The sequence below is a fragment of the Pseudomonas sp. 3JA genome (assembly GCF_036961705.1).
In the GTDB taxonomy this organism is placed as follows: Bacteria; Pseudomonadota; Gammaproteobacteria; order Pseudomonadales; family Pseudomonadaceae; genus Aquipseudomonas; species Aquipseudomonas fluorescens_Q.
This window is the reverse complement of record NZ_JBAMDJ010000017.1, coordinates 50131-66258: the sequence shown is the minus strand read 5'-3', so window position 1 is coordinate 66258 and position 16128 is coordinate 50131. Positions and strand designations below refer to the sequence as shown.

Annotated in this window: 21 protein-coding genes; 11 read left to right on the top strand and 10 right to left on the bottom strand. The window is 61.0% G+C overall.

The window, feature by feature from the left end; genetic code table 11:
- Positions 1-107: 107 nt before the first annotated feature.
- The 6 genes from pmbA to V7773_RS15260 all read left to right on the top strand — a co-directional run bounded on the left by pmbA (position 108) and on the right by V7773_RS15260 (position 5453).
- Positions 108-1454, top strand: coding sequence for a metalloprotease PmbA (gene pmbA / locus V7773_RS15285; RefSeq protein ID WP_336074052.1), 1347 nt, complete (start codon positions 108-110; stop codon positions 1452-1454).
- 232 nt (positions 1455-1686) lie between these two features.
- The gene (locus V7773_RS15280) at positions 1687-2082 is read left to right on the top strand and encodes a hypothetical protein (RefSeq protein WP_063322919.1); all 396 of its coding nucleotides are present in this window, start codon (positions 1687-1689) and stop codon (positions 2080-2082) included.
- Complete coding sequence (locus V7773_RS15275) at positions 2075-3451, top strand: class II fumarate hydratase (protein WP_063322918.1); 1377 nt, start codon at positions 2075-2077, stop codon at positions 3449-3451. The genes V7773_RS15280 and V7773_RS15275 overlap by 8 nt, the downstream gene beginning before the upstream one ends.
- Before the next feature lie 28 nt (positions 3452-3479).
- Positions 3480-3920 carry a hypothetical protein gene (locus tag V7773_RS15270; protein ID WP_063322917.1) on the top strand — a complete coding sequence of 147 codons (441 nt, stop codon included), beginning with the start codon at positions 3480-3482 and terminating at the stop codon, positions 3918-3920.
- A 2-nt stretch (positions 3921-3922) separates the two neighbouring features.
- Positions 3923-4534 carry a superoxide dismutase gene (locus V7773_RS15265; protein WP_336074050.1) on the top strand — a complete coding sequence of 204 codons (612 nt, stop codon included), beginning with the start codon at positions 3923-3925 and terminating at the stop codon, positions 4532-4534.
- Positions 4535-4562: 28 nt separating this feature from the next.
- Complete coding sequence (locus V7773_RS15260) at positions 4563-5453, top strand: ZIP family metal transporter (protein WP_092149021.1); 891 nt, start codon at positions 4563-4565, stop codon at positions 5451-5453.
- Positions 5454-5701: 248 nt separating this feature from the next.
- Here the strand turns inward: V7773_RS15260 and V7773_RS15255 are convergent, their stop codons facing one another.
- From V7773_RS15255 to V7773_RS15210, 10 genes are all read right to left on the bottom strand, one after another.
- The gene (locus V7773_RS15255; RefSeq protein WP_336074049.1) at positions 5702-5977 is read right to left on the bottom strand and encodes an HPr family phosphocarrier protein; all 276 of its coding nucleotides are present in this window, start codon (positions 5975-5977) and stop codon (positions 5702-5704) included.
- Between the two features lie 15 nt (positions 5978-5992).
- Positions 5993-6850 (bottom strand): RNase adapter RapZ, encoded by an 858-nt coding sequence (gene rapZ, locus V7773_RS15250; protein ID WP_003197845.1) that lies wholly within the window; start codon positions 6848-6850, stop codon positions 5993-5995.
- A 2-nt stretch (positions 6851-6852) separates the two neighbouring features.
- Positions 6853-7317, bottom strand: coding sequence for a PTS IIA-like nitrogen regulatory protein PtsN (ptsN, locus tag V7773_RS15245; RefSeq protein WP_003197847.1), 465 nt, complete (start codon positions 7315-7317; stop codon positions 6853-6855).
- 12 nt (positions 7318-7329) lie between these two features.
- Positions 7330-7638, bottom strand: coding sequence for a ribosome hibernation-promoting factor, HPF/YfiA family (gene hpf, locus V7773_RS15240; protein ID WP_003178005.1), 309 nt, complete (start codon positions 7636-7638; stop codon positions 7330-7332).
- Between the two features lie 76 nt (positions 7639-7714).
- Positions 7715-9208, bottom strand: coding sequence for an RNA polymerase factor sigma-54 (locus V7773_RS15235; protein WP_063322914.1), 1494 nt, complete (start codon positions 9206-9208; stop codon positions 7715-7717).
- Positions 9209-9372: 164 nt separating this feature from the next.
- Positions 9373-10098, bottom strand: a complete 726-nt coding sequence (lptB, locus tag V7773_RS15230; protein WP_063322913.1) for an LPS export ABC transporter ATP-binding protein — start codon at positions 10096-10098, stop codon at positions 9373-9375.
- Positions 10098-10649 (bottom strand): lipopolysaccharide transport periplasmic protein LptA, encoded by a 552-nt coding sequence (lptA, locus tag V7773_RS15225; protein WP_063322912.1) that lies wholly within the window; start codon positions 10647-10649, stop codon positions 10098-10100. Before lptA ends, lptB begins: the two co-directional genes overlap by 1 nt.
- Positions 10636-11205, bottom strand: coding sequence for an LPS export ABC transporter periplasmic protein LptC (lptC, locus tag V7773_RS15220; RefSeq protein WP_063322911.1), 570 nt, complete (start codon positions 11203-11205; stop codon positions 10636-10638). The genes lptA and lptC overlap by 14 nt, the downstream gene beginning before the upstream one ends.
- A gap of 7 nt (positions 11206-11212) precedes the next feature.
- The gene (locus V7773_RS15215) at positions 11213-11737 is read right to left on the bottom strand and encodes a KdsC family phosphatase (RefSeq protein WP_063322910.1); all 525 of its coding nucleotides are present in this window, start codon (positions 11735-11737) and stop codon (positions 11213-11215) included.
- Positions 11738-12712 (bottom strand): KpsF/GutQ family sugar-phosphate isomerase, encoded by a 975-nt coding sequence (locus V7773_RS15210; RefSeq protein WP_336074048.1) that lies wholly within the window; start codon positions 12710-12712, stop codon positions 11738-11740.
- Between the two features lie 274 nt (positions 12713-12986).
- Between V7773_RS15210 and V7773_RS15205 the strand changes: the two genes are divergently transcribed.
- The 5 genes from V7773_RS15205 to V7773_RS15185 are packed head-to-tail and all read left to right on the top strand — an operon-like array spanning position 12987 to position 16039.
- Positions 12987-13796, top strand: coding sequence for an ATP-binding cassette domain-containing protein (locus V7773_RS15205; RefSeq protein WP_072346979.1), 810 nt, complete (start codon positions 12987-12989; stop codon positions 13794-13796).
- The gene (gene mlaE / locus V7773_RS15200) at positions 13796-14593 is read left to right on the top strand and encodes a lipid asymmetry maintenance ABC transporter permease subunit MlaE (RefSeq protein WP_336074047.1); all 798 of its coding nucleotides are present in this window, start codon (positions 13796-13798) and stop codon (positions 14591-14593) included. The genes V7773_RS15205 and mlaE overlap by 1 nt, the downstream gene beginning before the upstream one ends.
- Positions 14593-15060, top strand: a complete 468-nt coding sequence (gene mlaD, locus V7773_RS15195) for an outer membrane lipid asymmetry maintenance protein MlaD (protein WP_003178020.1) — start codon at positions 14593-14595, stop codon at positions 15058-15060. The genes mlaE and mlaD overlap by 1 nt, the downstream gene beginning before the upstream one ends.
- A gap of 11 nt (positions 15061-15071) precedes the next feature.
- A complete protein-coding gene (locus V7773_RS15190; protein WP_336074046.1) occupies positions 15072-15725 on the top strand; it encodes an MlaC/ttg2D family ABC transporter substrate-binding protein in 654 nt (217 codons plus the stop codon).
- Between the two features lie 8 nt (positions 15726-15733).
- A complete protein-coding gene (locus V7773_RS15185; RefSeq protein ID WP_063325164.1) occupies positions 15734-16039 on the top strand; it encodes an STAS domain-containing protein in 306 nt (101 codons plus the stop codon).
- Positions 16040-16128: the final 89 nt, after the last annotated feature.

The following is a 16128-nucleotide window of genomic DNA, read 5'->3' as shown; positions in this document are numbered from 1 at the left end:
GTGGCAGTCCGCAAAGAAACGCCGCCATGATAACCAGTCGGGGGCCGCTTGTCCGGCCCGGTCGCTCGAAGGCCATCACCGAAAGAAGAATTTGAGTGGAGAACACCATGAGTGCAGTTCAAAGCGTCGGCCCGCAAGCATTGCCGGCACTGCAGGAACAAGTCGAGCAGATCCTTGCCGAGGCCAAGCGCCAGGGCGCCAGTGCCTGTGAAGTGGCTGTATCGCTGGAGCAGGGCCTGTCGACGTCGGTGCGCCAGCGCGAGGTGGAAACCGTCGAATTCAATCGCGACCAGGGCTTTGGCATCACCTTGTACGTGGGCCAGCGCAAGGGCTCGGCCAGCACGTCGGCGAGTGGTCCGGAGGCCATTCGCGAAACCGTCGCCGCGGCACTGGCTATTGCCAAGCACACCTCCGAAGACGAAGCCTCGGGCCTGGCCGATGCTGCGCTGATGTGCAAGGAGCTGCGCGACTTCGACCTGTTTCACGCCTGGGACATCACCCCCGAGCAGGCCATCGAACAGGCACTGCGTTGCGAAGCGGCGGCATTCGAGGCCGACAGCCGGATCAAGAATGCCGACGGCACGACGCTCAATACCCACCAGGGCTGCCGGGTCTATGGCAACAGCCACGGCTTCATCGGCGGTTATGCATCGACCCGCCACAGTCTCAGTTGCGTCATGATCGCCGAAGCCGACGGTCAGATGCAGCGTGATTACTGGTACGACGTCAACCGCCAGGGCACCTTGCTGGCGGACCCGGTGAGCATTGGCCAGAAAGCCGCGCAACGGGCGGCCAGCCGCCTGGGCGCGCGGCCGGTGCCGACCTGTGAAGTGCCGGTGTTGTTTTCGGCCGAGCTGGCCGGCGGCTTGTTCGGCAGCTTCCTGTCGGCGGTGTCCGGCGGCAACCTGTACCGCAAGTCGTCGTTCCTCGAGGGCGCGCTGGGGCAGAAACTGTTCCCGGAATGGTTGACCATCGACGAGCGTCCGCACCTGATGCAGGCCATGGGCAGCTCCGCGTTCGACGGCGACGGCCTGGCCACCTACGCCAAGCCGTTCGTGGAAAAGGGCGAGTTGGTGTCCTACATCCTCGGCACCTATTCGGGCCGCAAACTCGGCATGCCGAGCACCGCCAATGCCGGTGGTGTGCATAACCTGTTCGTGACCCATGGCGAAGAAGACCAGGCCGCCTTGCTGCGGCGCATGGGGCGTGGCCTGCTGGTGACTGAACTGATGGGCCATGGCCTGAACATGGTCACCGGCGACTATTCCCGTGGCGCGGCGGGTTTTTGGGTCGAGAACGGCGAGATCCAGTTCCCGGTCCAGGAAGTGACCATCGCCGGGAACATGCGCGACATGTTCAAGCAGATCGTAGCGGTGGGCAACGATCTGGAACTGCGCAGCAACATCCGCACCGGTTCGGTGTTGATCGAGCGGATGACGGTGGCGGGTAGCTGACCTTCAATCGCAGAAACCCCTGTGGCGAGGGAGCTTGCTCCCGCTCGGCTGCGCAGCAGCCGCAAAAATCTTAGCCTCACTGAAACAGGTGAAGCTCCAGATTGCTAGGGTCTGCTTCGCAGACCAGCGGGAGCAAGCTCCCTCGCCACGGTGAAATTTGTACGGGCTTATGGTTGTGTTGCTTCTTATTATCATCTAATAATGAATCTCATTTGCCGAGTGAGCCCCGGTCATGAGTTCTGCCCTGCACGAACAACCCTACCTTGAAAGCTGGCGCTGGATGAGTCGCCAGATCCGTTGTGCGATGAGTCCGGACGAGCCGCGGCTGATCGAGCATTACCTGGCCGAAGGCCGTTATCTGGCCTGCTGCACCGCCACTTCGCCGTGGATGATTTCCGAAACCGCGTTCCGCTTGCTGCTCGACACCGCCGCCGACGTCGCGCTGCCGTGGCATTGGCGCAATCTCTGCCTCGACCAGGCCTGGCGTCCTCTGCGTGAGCTCGAACAACAATCACTGTGCCGCTGCCGCCTCAAGCGTTGGCAGAGTCATGCCTGGGCGCTGGCGACCTGCGCCCTGGAGCCGTCGATTCCTCTTATTGAACTGGTGCAAGGATCTCCCGATGAGTAATACCCGTATCGAACGCGACAGCATGGGCGAGCTGCAAGTCCCGGTGGATGCCCTCTATGGCGCCCAGACCCAGCGCGCAGTGGATAACTTTCCGGTCAGCGGCCAGCGCATGCCGGCGCAGTTCATCCGCGCCCTGATCCTGGCCAAGGCGGCTGCCGCTCGGGCCAACGTAGAGCTGGAACAAATCAGCCCTGCACAGGGCAAGGCCATTGTCGACGCCGCCCAAGGGCTACTCGAAGGCCAATTCATGGACCACTTCCCGGTGGATATCTTCCAGACCGGCTCCGGCACCAGCTCCAACATGAACGCCAACGAAGTGATCGCCACCCTCGCCAGTCGTCTGTTGGGGGAAACGGTCAATCCGAACGACCACGTCAATTGCGGCCAGAGCAGCAATGACATCATCCCTACCAGCATTCATGTCAGCGCTGCGCTGGCCTTGCATGAGCAACTGCTGCCGGCGCTGTTGCACCTAGTGCAGGTGATTGAGCGCAAGGCCGAGGAGGTGCACCCGTTCATCAAGACCGGTCGCACCCATCTGATGGATGCCATGCCGGTGCGCCTGAGCCAGGTGCTTGACGGCTGGGCGCAGCAACTCAAGGCCAATATCGGCCACTTGCAGGACCTGCTGCCGAGCCTGCAATCCCTCGCCCAGGGCGGTACGGCGGTCGGCACCGGGGTCAACGCCCATCCACGCTTCGCCGAGCTGTTCAGTCAACAACTGACGCAACTGACCCAGGTGCAGTTCACCCCAGGCCAGAATCTGTTCGCGCTGATCGGCTCCCAGGACACCGCCGTGGCGGTGTCCGGACAGCTCAAGACCACGGCGGTGTCGCTGATGAAAATCGCCAATGACCTGCGCTGGATGAACTCCGGGCCACTGGCGGGCCTGGGCGAGATCGAGCTCGAGGGCTTGCAGCCGGGCTCCTCGATCATGCCCGGCAAGGTCAACCCGGTCATTCCTGAAGCCACCGCGATGGTGGCGGCCCAAGTGATTGGCAACGACACGGTGATCACTATCGCCGGTCAATCGGGCAACTTCGAATTGAACGTGATGCTGCCGATCATCGCCCAGAACCTGCTGAGCAGCATCGCGCTGATGTCCACTGCCAGCCGCTTGCTGGCGGACAAGGCCATCGCCACCTTCAAGGTCAACGAGGCCCGGCTCAAGGAAGCATTGTCGCGCAATCCGATCCTGGTGACCGCGCTGAATCCGATCATTGGTTACCAGAAGGCCGCTGAAATCGCCAAGAAGGCTTACCAGCAAGGTCGGCCGGTCATCGATGTCGCCCTGGAGCACACCGACCTGACACGCAGCGAACTCGAAGTCCTGCTGGACCCGGAGAAACTCACCGCCGGCGGCGTGTAACCCCCGACACCTGTGTGGAGGACTCATCATGGAACACTGGAAACGTACGATTGAACGGGCCAACCGCTGTTTCATGCTGGGCGAGCTGGTAGATGCCCGCGAAGCCTACCTGCAAGCCCTGGCGCTGGCCCAGGTGCTGTTCGAGCGTTGGTCGGATGCCGACGAAGCCGTGGCCGCGTGCGTCGTCTCCCATCACAACCTGGCGGACCTGCACTTGCGCCTGAACCAGCCGGAGGAGAGCGCCGAGTACCTCTGCGCCATCCACCAGCGGTTGTTGCAGACCCTGCAGGACGAGCGCATGGCGCCGGCCCTGCGTGCTGCTGCGTTGCGTCAGAGCCACAAGACCTATGTCGAACTGCTGACGTTCATCAGCGAACACGGTGAATACCCTCGTACCCAGCGCCTGCTGGGTTGCAATGCCGCTTCGCCCCAGCAGCGCGATGCCCCTGTTCATTACGGAGTTCATTGAAAATGGCTTTTACCTTGCCTGCATTGCCCTACGCCTACGATGCCCTGGAACCGCACATCGATGCGCAAACCATGGAAATCCACTACACCAAGCATCACCAGACCTACATCAACAACCTCAACGCGGCGGTGGACGGTACCGAATACGCCGAATGGCCGGTCGAAAAACTGCTGTCCAGCATCGAGCAATTGCCGCAAAGCCTCAGGGCCGCGGTGATCAACCAGGGCGGCGGCCATGCCAACCATTCGTTGTTCTGGGAGGTCATGGCGCCCCAGGGCGGGGGGCAACCCGAGGGAGCCCTGGCCGCCGCGATCGAGGCGCAATTGGGCGGTCTCGAGCGGTTCAAGGAAGCGTTCACCAAAGCGGCGCTGACCCGTTTCGGCAGCGGTTGGGCCTGGTTGAGCGTGACGCCGCAAAAGACATTGGTGGTGGAAAGTAGCGGCAACCAGGACAGCCCGTTGATGAACGGCCATACGCCGATCCTGGGCCTGGACGTCTGGGAGCACGCGTATTACCTGCTGTACCAGAACCGTCGGCCGGAATACATCAACGCGTTCTACAACGTGATCAACTGGCCGGAAGTCGCACGCCGTTACCAGGCTGCGCTGGCCTGAGTGCCTCATAAACAATCCAAGGCTGACTATGGATACTGAAACGCTGGCGATAGGGAGCGGACGGATGTTCCGCTACGCCTTGGGATCGCTGTTATTGTTGGCCGGGATGACATTGCTGGTAGCCCAGGGCCTGGCGTGGCTGGACCTGGAGCCGAAACTGTTGCGTGCCCTGCAGGGCGGTGGGCTTTGCGCCTTGGGCACGGCGTTGGGCGCTGTGCCGGTGCTGGTGATCCGCCGCATGCCCCAGGCCGTGAGTGATTCGTTACTCGGTTTCGGGGCTGGCGTGATGCTGGCCGCGACGGCGTTTTCGCTGATCGTGCCGGGCATTGCCGCAGCCGAACAGCTGGGGCTCACGCCTTGGGCGGCCAGTGGCCTGATCAGCTTCGGTATCCTGCTGGGGGCATTCGGGCTGTACCTGGTCGACCGTAAAGTGTCAGCCAGCCCTGCAAGGCTGGTAGAGGCGCCCGGACGTCCGATCATTGCCCCGCGGATCTGGCTGTTCGTGTTTGCCATCGTGGCCCACAACATTCCTGAGGGGATGGCCGTTGGCGTATCGGCGGGTGGCGGCATGCCCGATGCCGACAGCCTGGCGATGGGGATCGCCTTGCAGGATGTCCCTGAAGGGCTGGTGATCGCGCTGGTGCTGGCGGCGGCCGGGATGTCGCGGCTCAAGGCGTTCGCGATTGGCGCTGCGTCAGGGCTGGTCGAGCCAGTGTTCGCGCTGTTGTGCGCCTGGTTGGTGAGCCTGGCCGAGATGCTGCTGCCCCTGGGGCTGGCGCTGGCGGCCGGGGCGATGCTGCTGGTGGTGACTCACGAGGTCATTCCCGAATCGCGCCGCAATGGCCATGACAAGCTGGCGAGCCTCGGGTTGCTGGTGGGGTTTTGCCTGATGATGGTGATGGATACGGCGTTGGCGTGACAGGGAAAGTCTGTGGGACAGAGATCAATCTGTGTGGCAGGGGGACAATCTGTGGGGCAGGAATCAATCTGTGTGGCAGGGGGGACAATCTGTGGGGCAGGATCAATCTGTGGCGAGGGGATTTATCCCCGCTGGGCTGCGAAGCAGCCCCAAAACCTACCCTCGCGGTGGCCCTGGTTGATTGCATGGGCTTTTTTGGGGGGGCGCTTCGCACCCCAGCGGGGATAAATCCCCTCACCACAGGGGGGTTATTCGCCTTCGTCGAAGTACCTGTTGATCAGGTCCACCAGGGCATCCATCGCTTCCTGCGCTCGATCGCCTTCAGTGTGCAGGTGGATCTTGGTGCCCTTGCCGGCGGCGAGCATCATCATCGCCATGATGCTTTTACCGTCGACCGCGGTCTCGGGTGTGCGACCCACCCTGATGGTGGTGTCCTTGAACTGGCCCGCGACTCCGACGAACTTGGCCGACGCTCGGGCATGCAAACCCAGCTTGTTGATGATTTCAATTTCCAGAGCAGGCATCGCGATGTGAATCCTTTAGCTGAGGTCGCGGTGGCGAACCTGGACGTTCTTCAGGGATTGTTGCAGGAGCTGACCCAGGCGTTCGGTCAGGTAGACAGAGCGGTGATGGCCACCAGTGCAGCCGATGGCGATCGTGACATAGGCGCGGTTGCTCGCGGCAAAGCGGGGCAGCCATTTGAGCAGGTAGCTGGAGATGTCCTGGTACATTTCTTCGACATCCGGCTGGGCGGCCAGGTAGTCGATCACCGGTTGGTCGAGCCCGGACTGAGCGCGCAACTCCGGTTTCCAATAAGGATTGGGCAGGCAGCGCACATCGAACACCAGATCGGCGTCTACGGGCATGCCACGCTTGAAACCAAACGACTCCACCAGGAACGCCGTGCCCGGCTCGGGTTGGTTGAGCAGGCGCAGCTTGATGGTGTCGCGCAACTGATACAGGTTCAGGTGCGTGGTATTGACCTTCAGGTCTGCCAGGTCGGCGATCGGCCCCAGTAGCTGGCTTTCATCCTCGATGGCTTCGGCCAGCGAACGGTTGGCATTGCTCAGTGGGTGGCGTCGGCGGGTTTCGGAAAAACGCTTGAGCAGTGTCTCTTCATCGGCATCCAGGTACAGCACGTCGCATTGGATATGTCGGCTGCGCACTTCCTCGAGCAGTTCAGGAAAGCGCGACAGGTGGCTTGGCAGGTTACGTGCATCGATGGACACCGCCACCAGCGGCTGTGCCAACTCGGTGTGGATCAGGGCGCGCTCGGCCAGTTCCGGCAGCAGGCCGGCGGGCAGGTTGTCGATGCAATAGTAGCCGCTGTCCTCAAGCACGTTGAGGGCCGTGCTTTTACCGGAGCCGGAGCGACCACTGACAATGATCATGCGCATTTTTAATGACCGTTCTGCTCGTCCAGGACAACCTGGTACAACGCTTCGTTGCTCGGTGCGCTGCGCAGTTTTTCGCGCACTTCCTTGCGGTCCAGCATGCTGGCAATCTGGCGCAGCAGCTCGAGGTGCGCATCGGTCGCCGCTTCCGGTACCAGCAATACAAACAGCAGGTCGACCGGGGCGCCGTCGATGGCGTCGAAATCTATAGCAGTTTCAAGGTGCAACAGCGCGCTGATCGGCGCGGCACAACCCTTGAGACGGCAGTGGGGAATGGCGATGCCGTTGCCAAAACCGGTGGAGCCGAGTTTTTCACGGGCAACCAAGGCCTCGAAGACGTCCTGCATTTCCAGATCCGGAACCTCGCGGTGGATCAGGTTGGCAATGTGTTCGAGGGCTTTCTTTTTACTGCCGCCCGGCGCGTTCACCTGGGAACGGCCGGGGGTCAGGATGGTTTCTAGTCGGATCATGGATTGGGGGGGTTAACGACCGGTTGCGCCCTGGAGGAGGCTCTGGGTCTTTTCCTTATGCTTTTTGAGTTGGCGATCCAGCTTGTCGGTCAGCAGGTCAATCGCGGCATACATGTCTGTGTGCTCTGCGTTGGCAACCACTTCTCCGCCGGGGATATGCAGCGTGGCTTCGATTTTCTGCAGCAGCTTCTCGACGTTCATCGTGACTTGCACGTTGGTGATCTTGTCGAAATGCCTCTCCAATCGGTCGAGTTTTTCGCCGATGTAGGTGCGCAGGGGTTCGGTCACTTCCAGTTGGTGTCCACTGATGTTGACTTGCATACAGCTTCTCCTTCGTTGCCAGTGCATAAAGCGGCAGGCAGAAATGCCTGCCACTGGAACGCTGTGGCGTGGCCTGTTACATCAACCGCTTACGTTCGCTCGAAGGCGCGATCCCGAGGGATTCGCGGTATTTGGCGACGGTGCGGCGGGCCACCTGAATGCCTTGTGCCTCCAGTAAACCAGCGATCTTGCTGTCACTCAACGGCTTTTTCTGATTTTCCGCGGCCACCAGTTTTTTGATGATCGCGCGGATGGCCGTGGACGAGCATTCGCCGCCTTCGGAGGTGCTGACGTGGCTGGAGAAAAAGTATTTCAATTCATAGATACCCCGAGGGGTATGCATGAATTTCTGGGTGGTTACCCGGGAAATCGTCGACTCGTGCATGCCCACTGCCTCGGCAATGTCATGCAGGACCAACGGTTTCATCGCTTCATCGCCGTACTCCAGGAAGCCGCGCTGATGCTCGACGATCTGGGTGGCAACTTTCATCAGGGTTTCGTTGCGGCTTTGCAGGCTCTTGATGAACCAGCGCGCTTCCTGCAACTGGTTGCGCATGAAGGTGTTGTCGGCACTGGTGTCGGCACGCTTCACAAAGCCGGCGTACTGGGCGTTGACCCGCAGCTTGGGCACCGACTCCTGGTTGAGCTCCACCAGCCAGCGATCATTGTGCTTGCGCACGATCACGTCGGGGACCACATATTCGGGCTCGGTGGATTCGATCTGCGAGCCGGGACGCGGGTTGAGGCTCTGCACCAGTTCGATGACCTGGCGCAGCTCATCTTCCTTGAGCTTCATGCGACGCATCAGTTGGCTGTAGTCGCGGCCGCCCAACAGGTCGATGTAATCGGTGACCAGCCGCTTGGCTTCGGCCAGCCACGGTGTCTTGGCGGACAACTGGCGCAGTTGCAGCAACAGGCACTCGCCCAGGTTGCGGGCGCCGATGCCGGCCGGTTCGAACTGCTGGATGCGATGAAGGACGGCTTCGATCTCGTCCAGCTCGATGTCGAGCTCGGGGTCGAAGGCTTCCAGGATTTCTTCGAGGGTCTCGTCCAGATAGCCCTGGTTGTTGATGCAGTCGATCAGGGTCACGGCGATCAGGCGATCGGTGTCGGACATCGGCGCCAGGTTCAACTGCCACAGCAGGTGGCTTTGCAGGCTTTCGCCCGCAGAGGTGCGGGTGGTGAAGTCCCACTCGTCGTCATCGCTGCTTGGCAGGCTGCTGGCGCTGGTCTGGTAGACGTCTTCCCAGGCCGTGTCCACGGGCAGTTCGTTGGGGATGCGTTCGTTCCATTCGCCGTCCTCGAGGTTGTCCACCGTCGGGGCGGTTTCCTGGTAGGTCGGTTCCGGGATTTCGGTGTTGGTCTTCTGCTCGACGTTGTCGGCCAGCGGATCGGTGTTGTCGAAGTCGTCGCCTTCTTCCTGGCGTTCGAGCATCGGATTGGACTCCAGGGCCTCCTGGATTTCCTGCTGCAGGTCCAGGGTCGACAATTGGAGCAGGCGGATGGCCTGTTGCAGCTGCGGTGTCATCGTCAGCTGCTGGCCCATTCTCAAGACTAGCGATGGTTTCATGGCAGGGGCTTAACACCTTATTAGCCGGCGCACATGCGCCATCCACTACAGGGCGCCGAAGCGCCAAACTTAAGCAAATTATATGCCTGAAACTGAAGTGTTTGCCTAGAGCGTCGCCACAATAAAATTAAACGACGCTCGGACAATTCGCCAGACACTTGTGATTACAGGCGGAACTCATGGCCCAGATACACTTCCTTGACCAGCTCATTGGCCAGGATGGCTGCGGAGTCGCCTTCGGCGATCAGTTGGCCATCGTTGACAATGTAGGCGGTTTCACAGATATCCAGCGTCTCGCGCACGTTGTGGTCAGTGATCAGCACGCCGATCCCCTTGGCCTTGAGGTGATGGATGATCTGCTTGATATCACCTACCGAGATCGGGTCCACGCCAGCGAACGGTTCGTCGAGCAGGATGAACTTCGGTGCGGTGGCCAGGGCGCGGGCAATTTCCGCGCGACGCCGCTCACCGCCGGACAGGCTCATGCCCAGGTTGTCGCGAATATGGCTGATGTGGAATTCCTGCAGCAGGCTTTCCAGCTCCTGGCGACGGCCGGCCTTGTCGAGTTCCTTGCGGGTCTCGAGGATCGCCATGATATTGTCGGCAACCGACAGTTTGCGGAAGATCGATGCTTCTTGCGGCAAATAGCCGATACCTGCCTTCGCTCGGCCGTGCATCGGCTGGTGGCTGACATCCACGTCGTCGATCAGTACGCGACCCTGATCGGCCTGGACCAGGCCGACGATCATGTAGAAGCAGGTGGTCTTGCCCGCGCCGTTGGGGCCGAGCAGGCCGACGATCTGGCCGCTGTCGATGGACAGGCTGACATCACGCACGACTTGACGGCTCTTGTAGCTCTTGGCCAGGTGCTGAGCTTTCAGAGTTGCCATTACTGGGCCTTCTGCTCGTCGGTTTTCTTTTTCGGTTGGATCACCATGTCGATCCGCGGACGCGACTCGGTCACCTTGCTGCCGGTGGCGCGACCGGCGCTGGCGAGTTTCTTGTTGGTGTCGTAGACGATTTTCTCGCCTTGGGTCACGTTGTTGTCCTTGTCGACGACCTTGGCGCGGTCGATCAGGACGACGCGATCCTGGGAGGCGTGGTACTGGATGGTTACCCCGTAACCCTGCACAGGCTTGGTATCGCCTGCGGTTTGCAACTGCTCGAAATAGGCCAGGTTGCCCACCGAGGTCACCACGTCGATGTCGCCGGACTGGGTGCGGGTGATGGTCACGGTATTGCCGGTGACCTTCATCGAGCCCTGGGTGATGATCACGTCGCCTTTATAGGTGGCGACGCCATTCTTGTCGTCGAGCTGGGCGTCGTCGGCCTGGATGCGGATAGGCTGGTTGCGGTCGTCGGGAAGAGCCCAGGCGCTCGCGCTTCCCAGTGCTGCTGCGCCCAGACTGAGCAAAATAGGGAGGGTTTTAGCGAGCTTCATACTGTCCTCTTACGTTCGATAGCAGGTGTATCCTGCTTTCCTTCAAATACGCTTTCATTCCCGTGCCGGTCGATACACCCCCGGCGCCGTCGATTCTAACGGGTTGCTCGGTCTGCGCATATTCTTGCTGTGGGAACACGGTCATGCGCGTGCTGGTGATGATGGTCGTACGGTTTTTCTCGTCGGTTCGGGCGATGCGCACCGAGTCGATCAGTTCCACTTCGGTGCCGCCGGAATTGACTTCGGCATGCTCGCTCTGCACATGCCACGGAAACTCGGTGCCGCGGAACATGTTCAGATCGGGCTTGGTGACCAGCGTAATGTCAGTGGCCTTTACGTGGTCGACCTTGTCGGACGTCATCTCGTACTGCACTTTGCCGTCGGGCAGGTATTGCAGGGTATGCGTGTTGGTCGCGTACCAGTCGATCTTTTCCTCGATCTGGGCCGCTGGCCGGTCGAGAAACCGTTCGGGGCTGATGTTCCAGTAGCCCACCGCAGCAAAAATCGCCGCGATACAGCCGAACACCACGATGGTGCGAATCTTCTTGCTCAGCATAAATGGCTCACAGGTACGCGGCGTTGGCCGCTTCGAGGTGGCCCTGGGCGCGCAGGATCAGTTCACAGAATTCGCGGGCCGCACCTTCGCCGCCTCGCGCCGTGGTGACGCCGTGGGCGTGCTCGCGGACGAAGCTGGCCGCGTTGGCGACCGCCATGCCCAGGCCGACCCGGCGAATCACCGGCAGGTCTGGCAGGTCGTCACCGAGGTAGGCCACCTGTTCATAGCTTAGGTTGAGTTGACCCAGAAGCTCGTCCAGCACCACCAGTTTGTCTTCGCGTCCCTGGTAAAGGTGCGGGATGCCGAGGTTCTTCGCGCGCCGCTCGACCACCGGGGTCTTGCGGCCGCTGATGATAGCGGTCTGCACGCCGGCGGCCATCAACATCTTGATGCCTTGGCCGTCGAGGGTGTTGAACGTCTTGAACTCGCTGCCGTCTTCAAGGAAGTACAGGCGACCATCGGTCAGCACGCCGTCCACATCGAAAACCGCCAGCTTGATGGCTTGGCCGCGTTGCAACAGGTCTGTGTTCATTTACATGACTCCCGCACGCAGCAAATCGTGCATGTTCAGGGCACCCACCGGACGGTCTTCGTCGTCGACGACCACCAGGGCGCTGATCTTGTGGTCTTCCATGATCTTCAGGGCCTCGGCGGCGAGCATCTCGGCGCGGGCGGTCTTGCCGTGGGGCGTCATGACTTGCTCGATGGTCGCACTGTGGATGTCGATGGTGCGGTCCAGGGTGCGGCGCAGGTCGCCGTCGGTGAAGATCCCGGCGAGCTTGCCGTCGGTCTCCAGGACCACCGTCATGCCCAGTCCTTTGCGGGTCATTTCCATGAGGGCGTCCTTGAGCAGCGTGCCGCGCAGCACTTGTGGCAAATCCTGGCCAGCGTGCATCACGTTTTCGACTTTCAGCAGCAGGCGACGGCCGAGGGCGCCACCGGGATGGGAAAAGGCGAAATCTTCCGCGGTGAAGCCCCGGGCTTCCAGCAGCGCCACGGCCAGGGCGTCGCCCATGACCAGGGCCGCGGTGGTGGAGGAGGTCGGTGCCAGGTTCAGCGGGCAGGCTTCGTGTTCGACATGAACATTGAGGTTGACTTCGGCGGCCTTGGCCAGCGGCGAGTCCGGGTTGCCGGTCATGCTGATCAACTGGATGCCCAGGCGCTTGATCAGCGGCAGCAGCGTTATGATCTCATTGGTGGAGCCGGAGTTGGACAGGGCCAGGATGACGTCGTCCCGGGTGATCATGCCCATGTCTCCGTGGCTGGCTTCGGCCGGATGGACAAAAAAGGCTGTGGTGCCGGTGCTGGCGAGGGTGGCGGCGATCTTGTTGCCGATGTGCCCGGACTTGCCCATGCCGACCACGACCACCCGGCCTTTGCTGGCCAGAATCATCTCGCAGGCGCGTACGAAATTAGCGTCGATATGGGGCAGCAAGCCTTGCACGGCTTCGAGCTCGAGGCGGATGGTACGTTGTGCCGATTGAATCAGGTCGCTGGATTGGCTCATGTCAGAAATCGTATAGCCCGATGAAAAGGCGGCGATTATAGCGGCAATGAACAATTCCCTCACGTAAGTTCGTCATGCTTTGTTCGAGGGGCCGCAAGGTTCGACATAAAATGTGGCTTTTAACCTTAAGCCAAGCTTAACAGGCGGGGCGTTGGCCTTGGGCGCTTGGCCGTTGCAGTGATATAGTTCGCCGCCGGTTCGCGTGCCCGGCGGTACCGGCGCTTGTCGGCTGCCCAGGGCATTCGAATGTGAGGCTGCATCGCAAGGAGTTTAGATGAGTGCCGACAACGCCTACGCGGTCGAGCTGAAGGGACTGTCCTTCAAGCGAGGGACGCGCAGCATTTTCAATGACATCGATATTCGCATTCCGCGCGGCAAGGTCACCGGCATCATGGGGCCTTCCGGGTGTGGCAAGACCACGCTGTTGCGGCTGATCGGGGCACAACTGCGCCCCAGCGCCGGCGAAGTCTGGGTCAATGGTCAGAATCTTCCCCAGTTGTCTCGCAGCGACCTGTTCGATGCGCGCAAGCACATGGGCGTGCTGTTCCAGAGTGGCGCGCTGTTTACCGATCTCGATGTGTTCGAGAACGTGGCGTTCCCGTTGCGGGTCCATACCGAGCTGCCGGAAGAGATGATCCGCGACATCGTCCTGCTCAAGTTGCAGGCCGTCGGGCTGCGGGGCGCCCTCGACCTGATGCCCGACGAGCTGTCCGGCGGCATGAAGCGGCGGGTCGCGCTGGCGCGGGCGATTGCCCTTGATCCGAAGATCCTCATGTACGACGAACCCTTCGTCGGGCAGGACCCGATCGCCATGGGTGTGCTCGTGCGCCTGATCCGCCTGCTCAACGATGCGCTGGGCATCACCAGCATCGTGGTCTCCCACGACCTGGCCGAAACCGCGAGCATTGCCGACTATATCTATGTGGTTGGCGATAGCCAGGTGCTGGGGCAGGGCACGCCTCAGGAACTGGCGGATTCTGACAATCCGCGCATTCGCCAATTCATGAAGGGTGATCCGGACGGGCCGGTGGCGTTCCATTTTCCGGCCACGGATTACCGTACCGATCTGCTGGGGAAGCGCTGATGCGCAAGAAATCACTGTTGGAAAGAATTCGCCTGTTTGGTCGCTCGGGTATGGATGTGGTGGCGGTACTGGGCCGCTCCTCGCTGTTCCTGATGCACGCCTTGCTCGGTCGCAACTCGACGGGCGGCGGATTTGGCCTGCTGGTCAAGCAGTTGCACTCGGTGGGCGTGATGTCCCTGGTGATCATCGTGGTCTCCGGGATCTTCATTGGCATGGTGCTGGCGCTGCAGGGCTTCAGCATTTTGTCCAGCTACGGTTCGGAGCAGGCGGTCGGGCAGATGGTTGCGTTGACGCTGCTGCGTGAGCTCGGCCCCGTGGTAACGGCGCTACTGTTCGCCGGGCGTGCCGGTTCGGCGCTGACGGCCGAAATCGGTAACATGAAGTCCACCGAGCAGTTGTCCAGCCTGGAAATGATTGGTGTCGACCCGCTCAAGTACATCATTGCCCCGCGCCTGTGGGCCGGTTTCATTTCCCTGCCGGTGCTGGCGATGATTTTCAGCGTCGTGGGGATCTGGGGCGGCTCGTGGGTGGCTGTCGACTGGCTGGGGGTCTATGAGGGTTCCTACTGGTCGAACATGCAAAACAGCGTCGACTTCCTCGACGATGTCCTCAATGGCGTGATCAAAAGTGCCGTATTCGCTTTCGTCGTGACCTGGATCGCCGTGTTTCAAGGCTATGACTGTGAGCCCACGTCAGAGGGGATCAGCCGTGCCACAACCAAGACCGTGGTGTACGCCTCGCTGGCGGTCCTGGGCCTCGACTTTATTCTGACCGCCTTGATGTTTGGAGATTTCTGATGCAAAACCGCACCCTGGAAATCGGTGTCGGCCTTTTCTTGCTGGCTGGCATCCTGGCTTTGCTGCTGCTGGCCCTGCGGGTCAGTGGACTGGCGCCGACGGCAAGCACCGATACTTATAAACTTTATGCCAACTTTGACAATATCGCCGGTTTGACGGTCAGAGCAAAGGTGACCATGGCCGGTGTCACTATCGGCAAGGTCACGGCAATCGATCTGAATCGCGAGGATTTCACCGGTCGGGTGACGCTGCAGTTGGAAAAGCGCGTGGATAACCTGCCGACTGATTCCACTGCATCTATCCTCACGGCTGGGCTGCTGGGTGAGAAGTACATTGGCATCAGCGTGGGTGGGGAAGACACCGTGCTCAAGGACGGTGGTGTCATCCACGACACGCAGTCGTCCCTGGTGCTCGAGGACCTGATCGGTAAATTCCTGCTCAATACCGTTAGCAAAGACGCCAAATGAGGAGCTTTTGAATGATCTCTATCTTGCGACGTGGCCTGTTGGTGCTGCTCGCCGCGCTGCCGTTGATGGCTAACGCCGTGGCTGCGCCTTCGGCCCATGACATCATCCAGGACACGACGACCCGTCTGTTGGCGGACCTTTCCGCCAACAAAGAGAAGTACAAGCAGGACCCGAGTGCGTTCTATGACGCGCTGAACGGCATCGTCGGCCCCGTGGTGGACGCTGACGGCATCTCCAAGAGCATCATGACCGTCAAGTACTCGCGCAAGGCGAGTCCGGCACAGATGACTCGTTTCCAGGAGAACTTCAAGCGCAGCCTGATGCAGTTCTATGGCAACGCCTTGCTTGAGTACAACAACCAGGGCATCACCGTTTCGCCGGCCAAGGACGAAAGCGGCACCCGCACCAGCGTCGATATGCAGGTCAAGGGTAACAACGGCGCGATCTACCCTGTCTCCTACACACTCGAGAAAATCAACGACGAGTGGAAGGTGCGCAACGTGATCATCAATGGCATCAACATCGGCAAGCTGTTCCGCGATCAGTTCGCCGACGCGATGCAGCGCAATGGCAACGATCTGGACAAGACCATCAACGGTTGGGCCGGTGAGGTCGCCAAGGCCAAGGAAGTGGCCGAAGAAGCCGAAGAGAAGCAGGCGCAATGATCGAGTCGGTGAGTGAATCGGCCGTGCGTCTGGGTGAGGCTGGCGTGCTGATGCTCAGTGGCGTGCTGGATTACCGCACGGGCCCGGCCCTGCGCAAGGAGGGCCAGGCGCTGATCAAGTCCATCAGTGCCGCCGAGGTGGTCATTGACTGCTCGGCGGTGCAGAAGTCCAGCAGCGTCGGCCTATCGTTGCTGCTGTGCTTCATGCGGGACGCCAAGGCTGCCGGCAAAACGTGGAGCATCCGTGGGATGCCCGAAGACATGCGCGAAATAGCCCAGGTCAGCGAACTGACCGAGTTGTTGGCGCACCCCTGACCCATTGTGGCGAGGGAGCTTGCTCCCGCTGGCCGCGCAGCGGCCCCTGCTTTTATTGGGATAGCTTTGCAGTCAGGCGGGAGCAAGCG

What these genes read in the sequence shown, in the direction of transcription:
- pmbA (WP_336074052.1), top strand. Translation starts at nt 108, where the DNA reads ATGAGTGCAGTTCAAAGCGTCGGCCCGCAAGCATTGCCGGCACTGCAG.
- V7773_RS15280 (WP_063322919.1), top strand. Translation starts at nt 1,687, where the DNA reads ATGAGTTCTGCCCTGCACGAACAACCCTACCTTGAAAGCTGGCGCTGG.
- V7773_RS15275 (WP_063322918.1), top strand. Translation starts at nt 2,075, where the DNA reads ATGAGTAATACCCGTATCGAACGCGACAGCATGGGCGAGCTGCAAGTC.
- V7773_RS15270 (WP_063322917.1), top strand. Translation starts at nt 3,480, where the DNA reads ATGGAACACTGGAAACGTACGATTGAACGGGCCAACCGCTGTTTCATG.
- V7773_RS15265 (WP_336074050.1), top strand. Translation starts at nt 3,923, where the DNA reads ATGGCTTTTACCTTGCCTGCATTGCCCTACGCCTACGATGCCCTGGAA.
- V7773_RS15260 (WP_092149021.1), top strand. Translation starts at nt 4,563, where the DNA reads ATGGATACTGAAACGCTGGCGATAGGGAGCGGACGGATGTTCCGCTAC.
- V7773_RS15255 (WP_336074049.1), bottom strand. Translation starts at nt 5,977, where the DNA reads ATGCCTGCTCTGGAAATTGAAATCATCAACAAGCTGGGTTTGCATGCC.
- rapZ (WP_003197845.1), bottom strand. Translation starts at nt 6,850, where the DNA reads ATGCGCATGATCATTGTCAGTGGTCGCTCCGGCTCCGGTAAAAGCACG.
- ptsN (WP_003197847.1), bottom strand. Translation starts at nt 7,317, where the DNA reads ATGATCCGACTAGAAACCATCCTGACCCCCGGCCGTTCCCAGGTGAAC.
- hpf (WP_003178005.1), bottom strand. Translation starts at nt 7,638, where the DNA reads ATGCAAGTCAACATCAGTGGACACCAACTGGAAGTGACCGAACCCCTG.
- V7773_RS15235 (WP_063322914.1), bottom strand. Translation starts at nt 9,208, where the DNA reads ATGAAACCATCGCTAGTCTTGAGAATGGGCCAGCAGCTGACGATGACA.
- lptB (WP_063322913.1), bottom strand. Translation starts at nt 10,098, where the DNA reads ATGGCAACTCTGAAAGCTCAGCACCTGGCCAAGAGCTACAAGAGCCGT.
- lptA (WP_063322912.1), bottom strand. Translation starts at nt 10,649, where the DNA reads ATGAAGCTCGCTAAAACCCTCCCTATTTTGCTCAGTCTGGGCGCAGCA.
- lptC (WP_063322911.1), bottom strand. Translation starts at nt 11,205, where the DNA reads ATGCTGAGCAAGAAGATTCGCACCATCGTGGTGTTCGGCTGTATCGCG.
- V7773_RS15215 (WP_063322910.1), bottom strand. Translation starts at nt 11,737, where the DNA reads ATGAACACAGACCTGTTGCAACGCGGCCAAGCCATCAAGCTGGCGGTT.
- V7773_RS15210 (WP_336074048.1), bottom strand. Translation starts at nt 12,712, where the DNA reads ATGAGCCAATCCAGCGACCTGATTCAATCGGCACAACGTACCATCCGC.
- V7773_RS15205 (WP_072346979.1), top strand. Translation starts at nt 12,987, where the DNA reads ATGAGTGCCGACAACGCCTACGCGGTCGAGCTGAAGGGACTGTCCTTC.
- mlaE (WP_336074047.1), top strand. Translation starts at nt 13,796, where the DNA reads ATGCGCAAGAAATCACTGTTGGAAAGAATTCGCCTGTTTGGTCGCTCG.
- mlaD (WP_003178020.1), top strand. Translation starts at nt 14,593, where the DNA reads ATGCAAAACCGCACCCTGGAAATCGGTGTCGGCCTTTTCTTGCTGGCT.
- V7773_RS15190 (WP_336074046.1), top strand. Translation starts at nt 15,072, where the DNA reads ATGATCTCTATCTTGCGACGTGGCCTGTTGGTGCTGCTCGCCGCGCTG.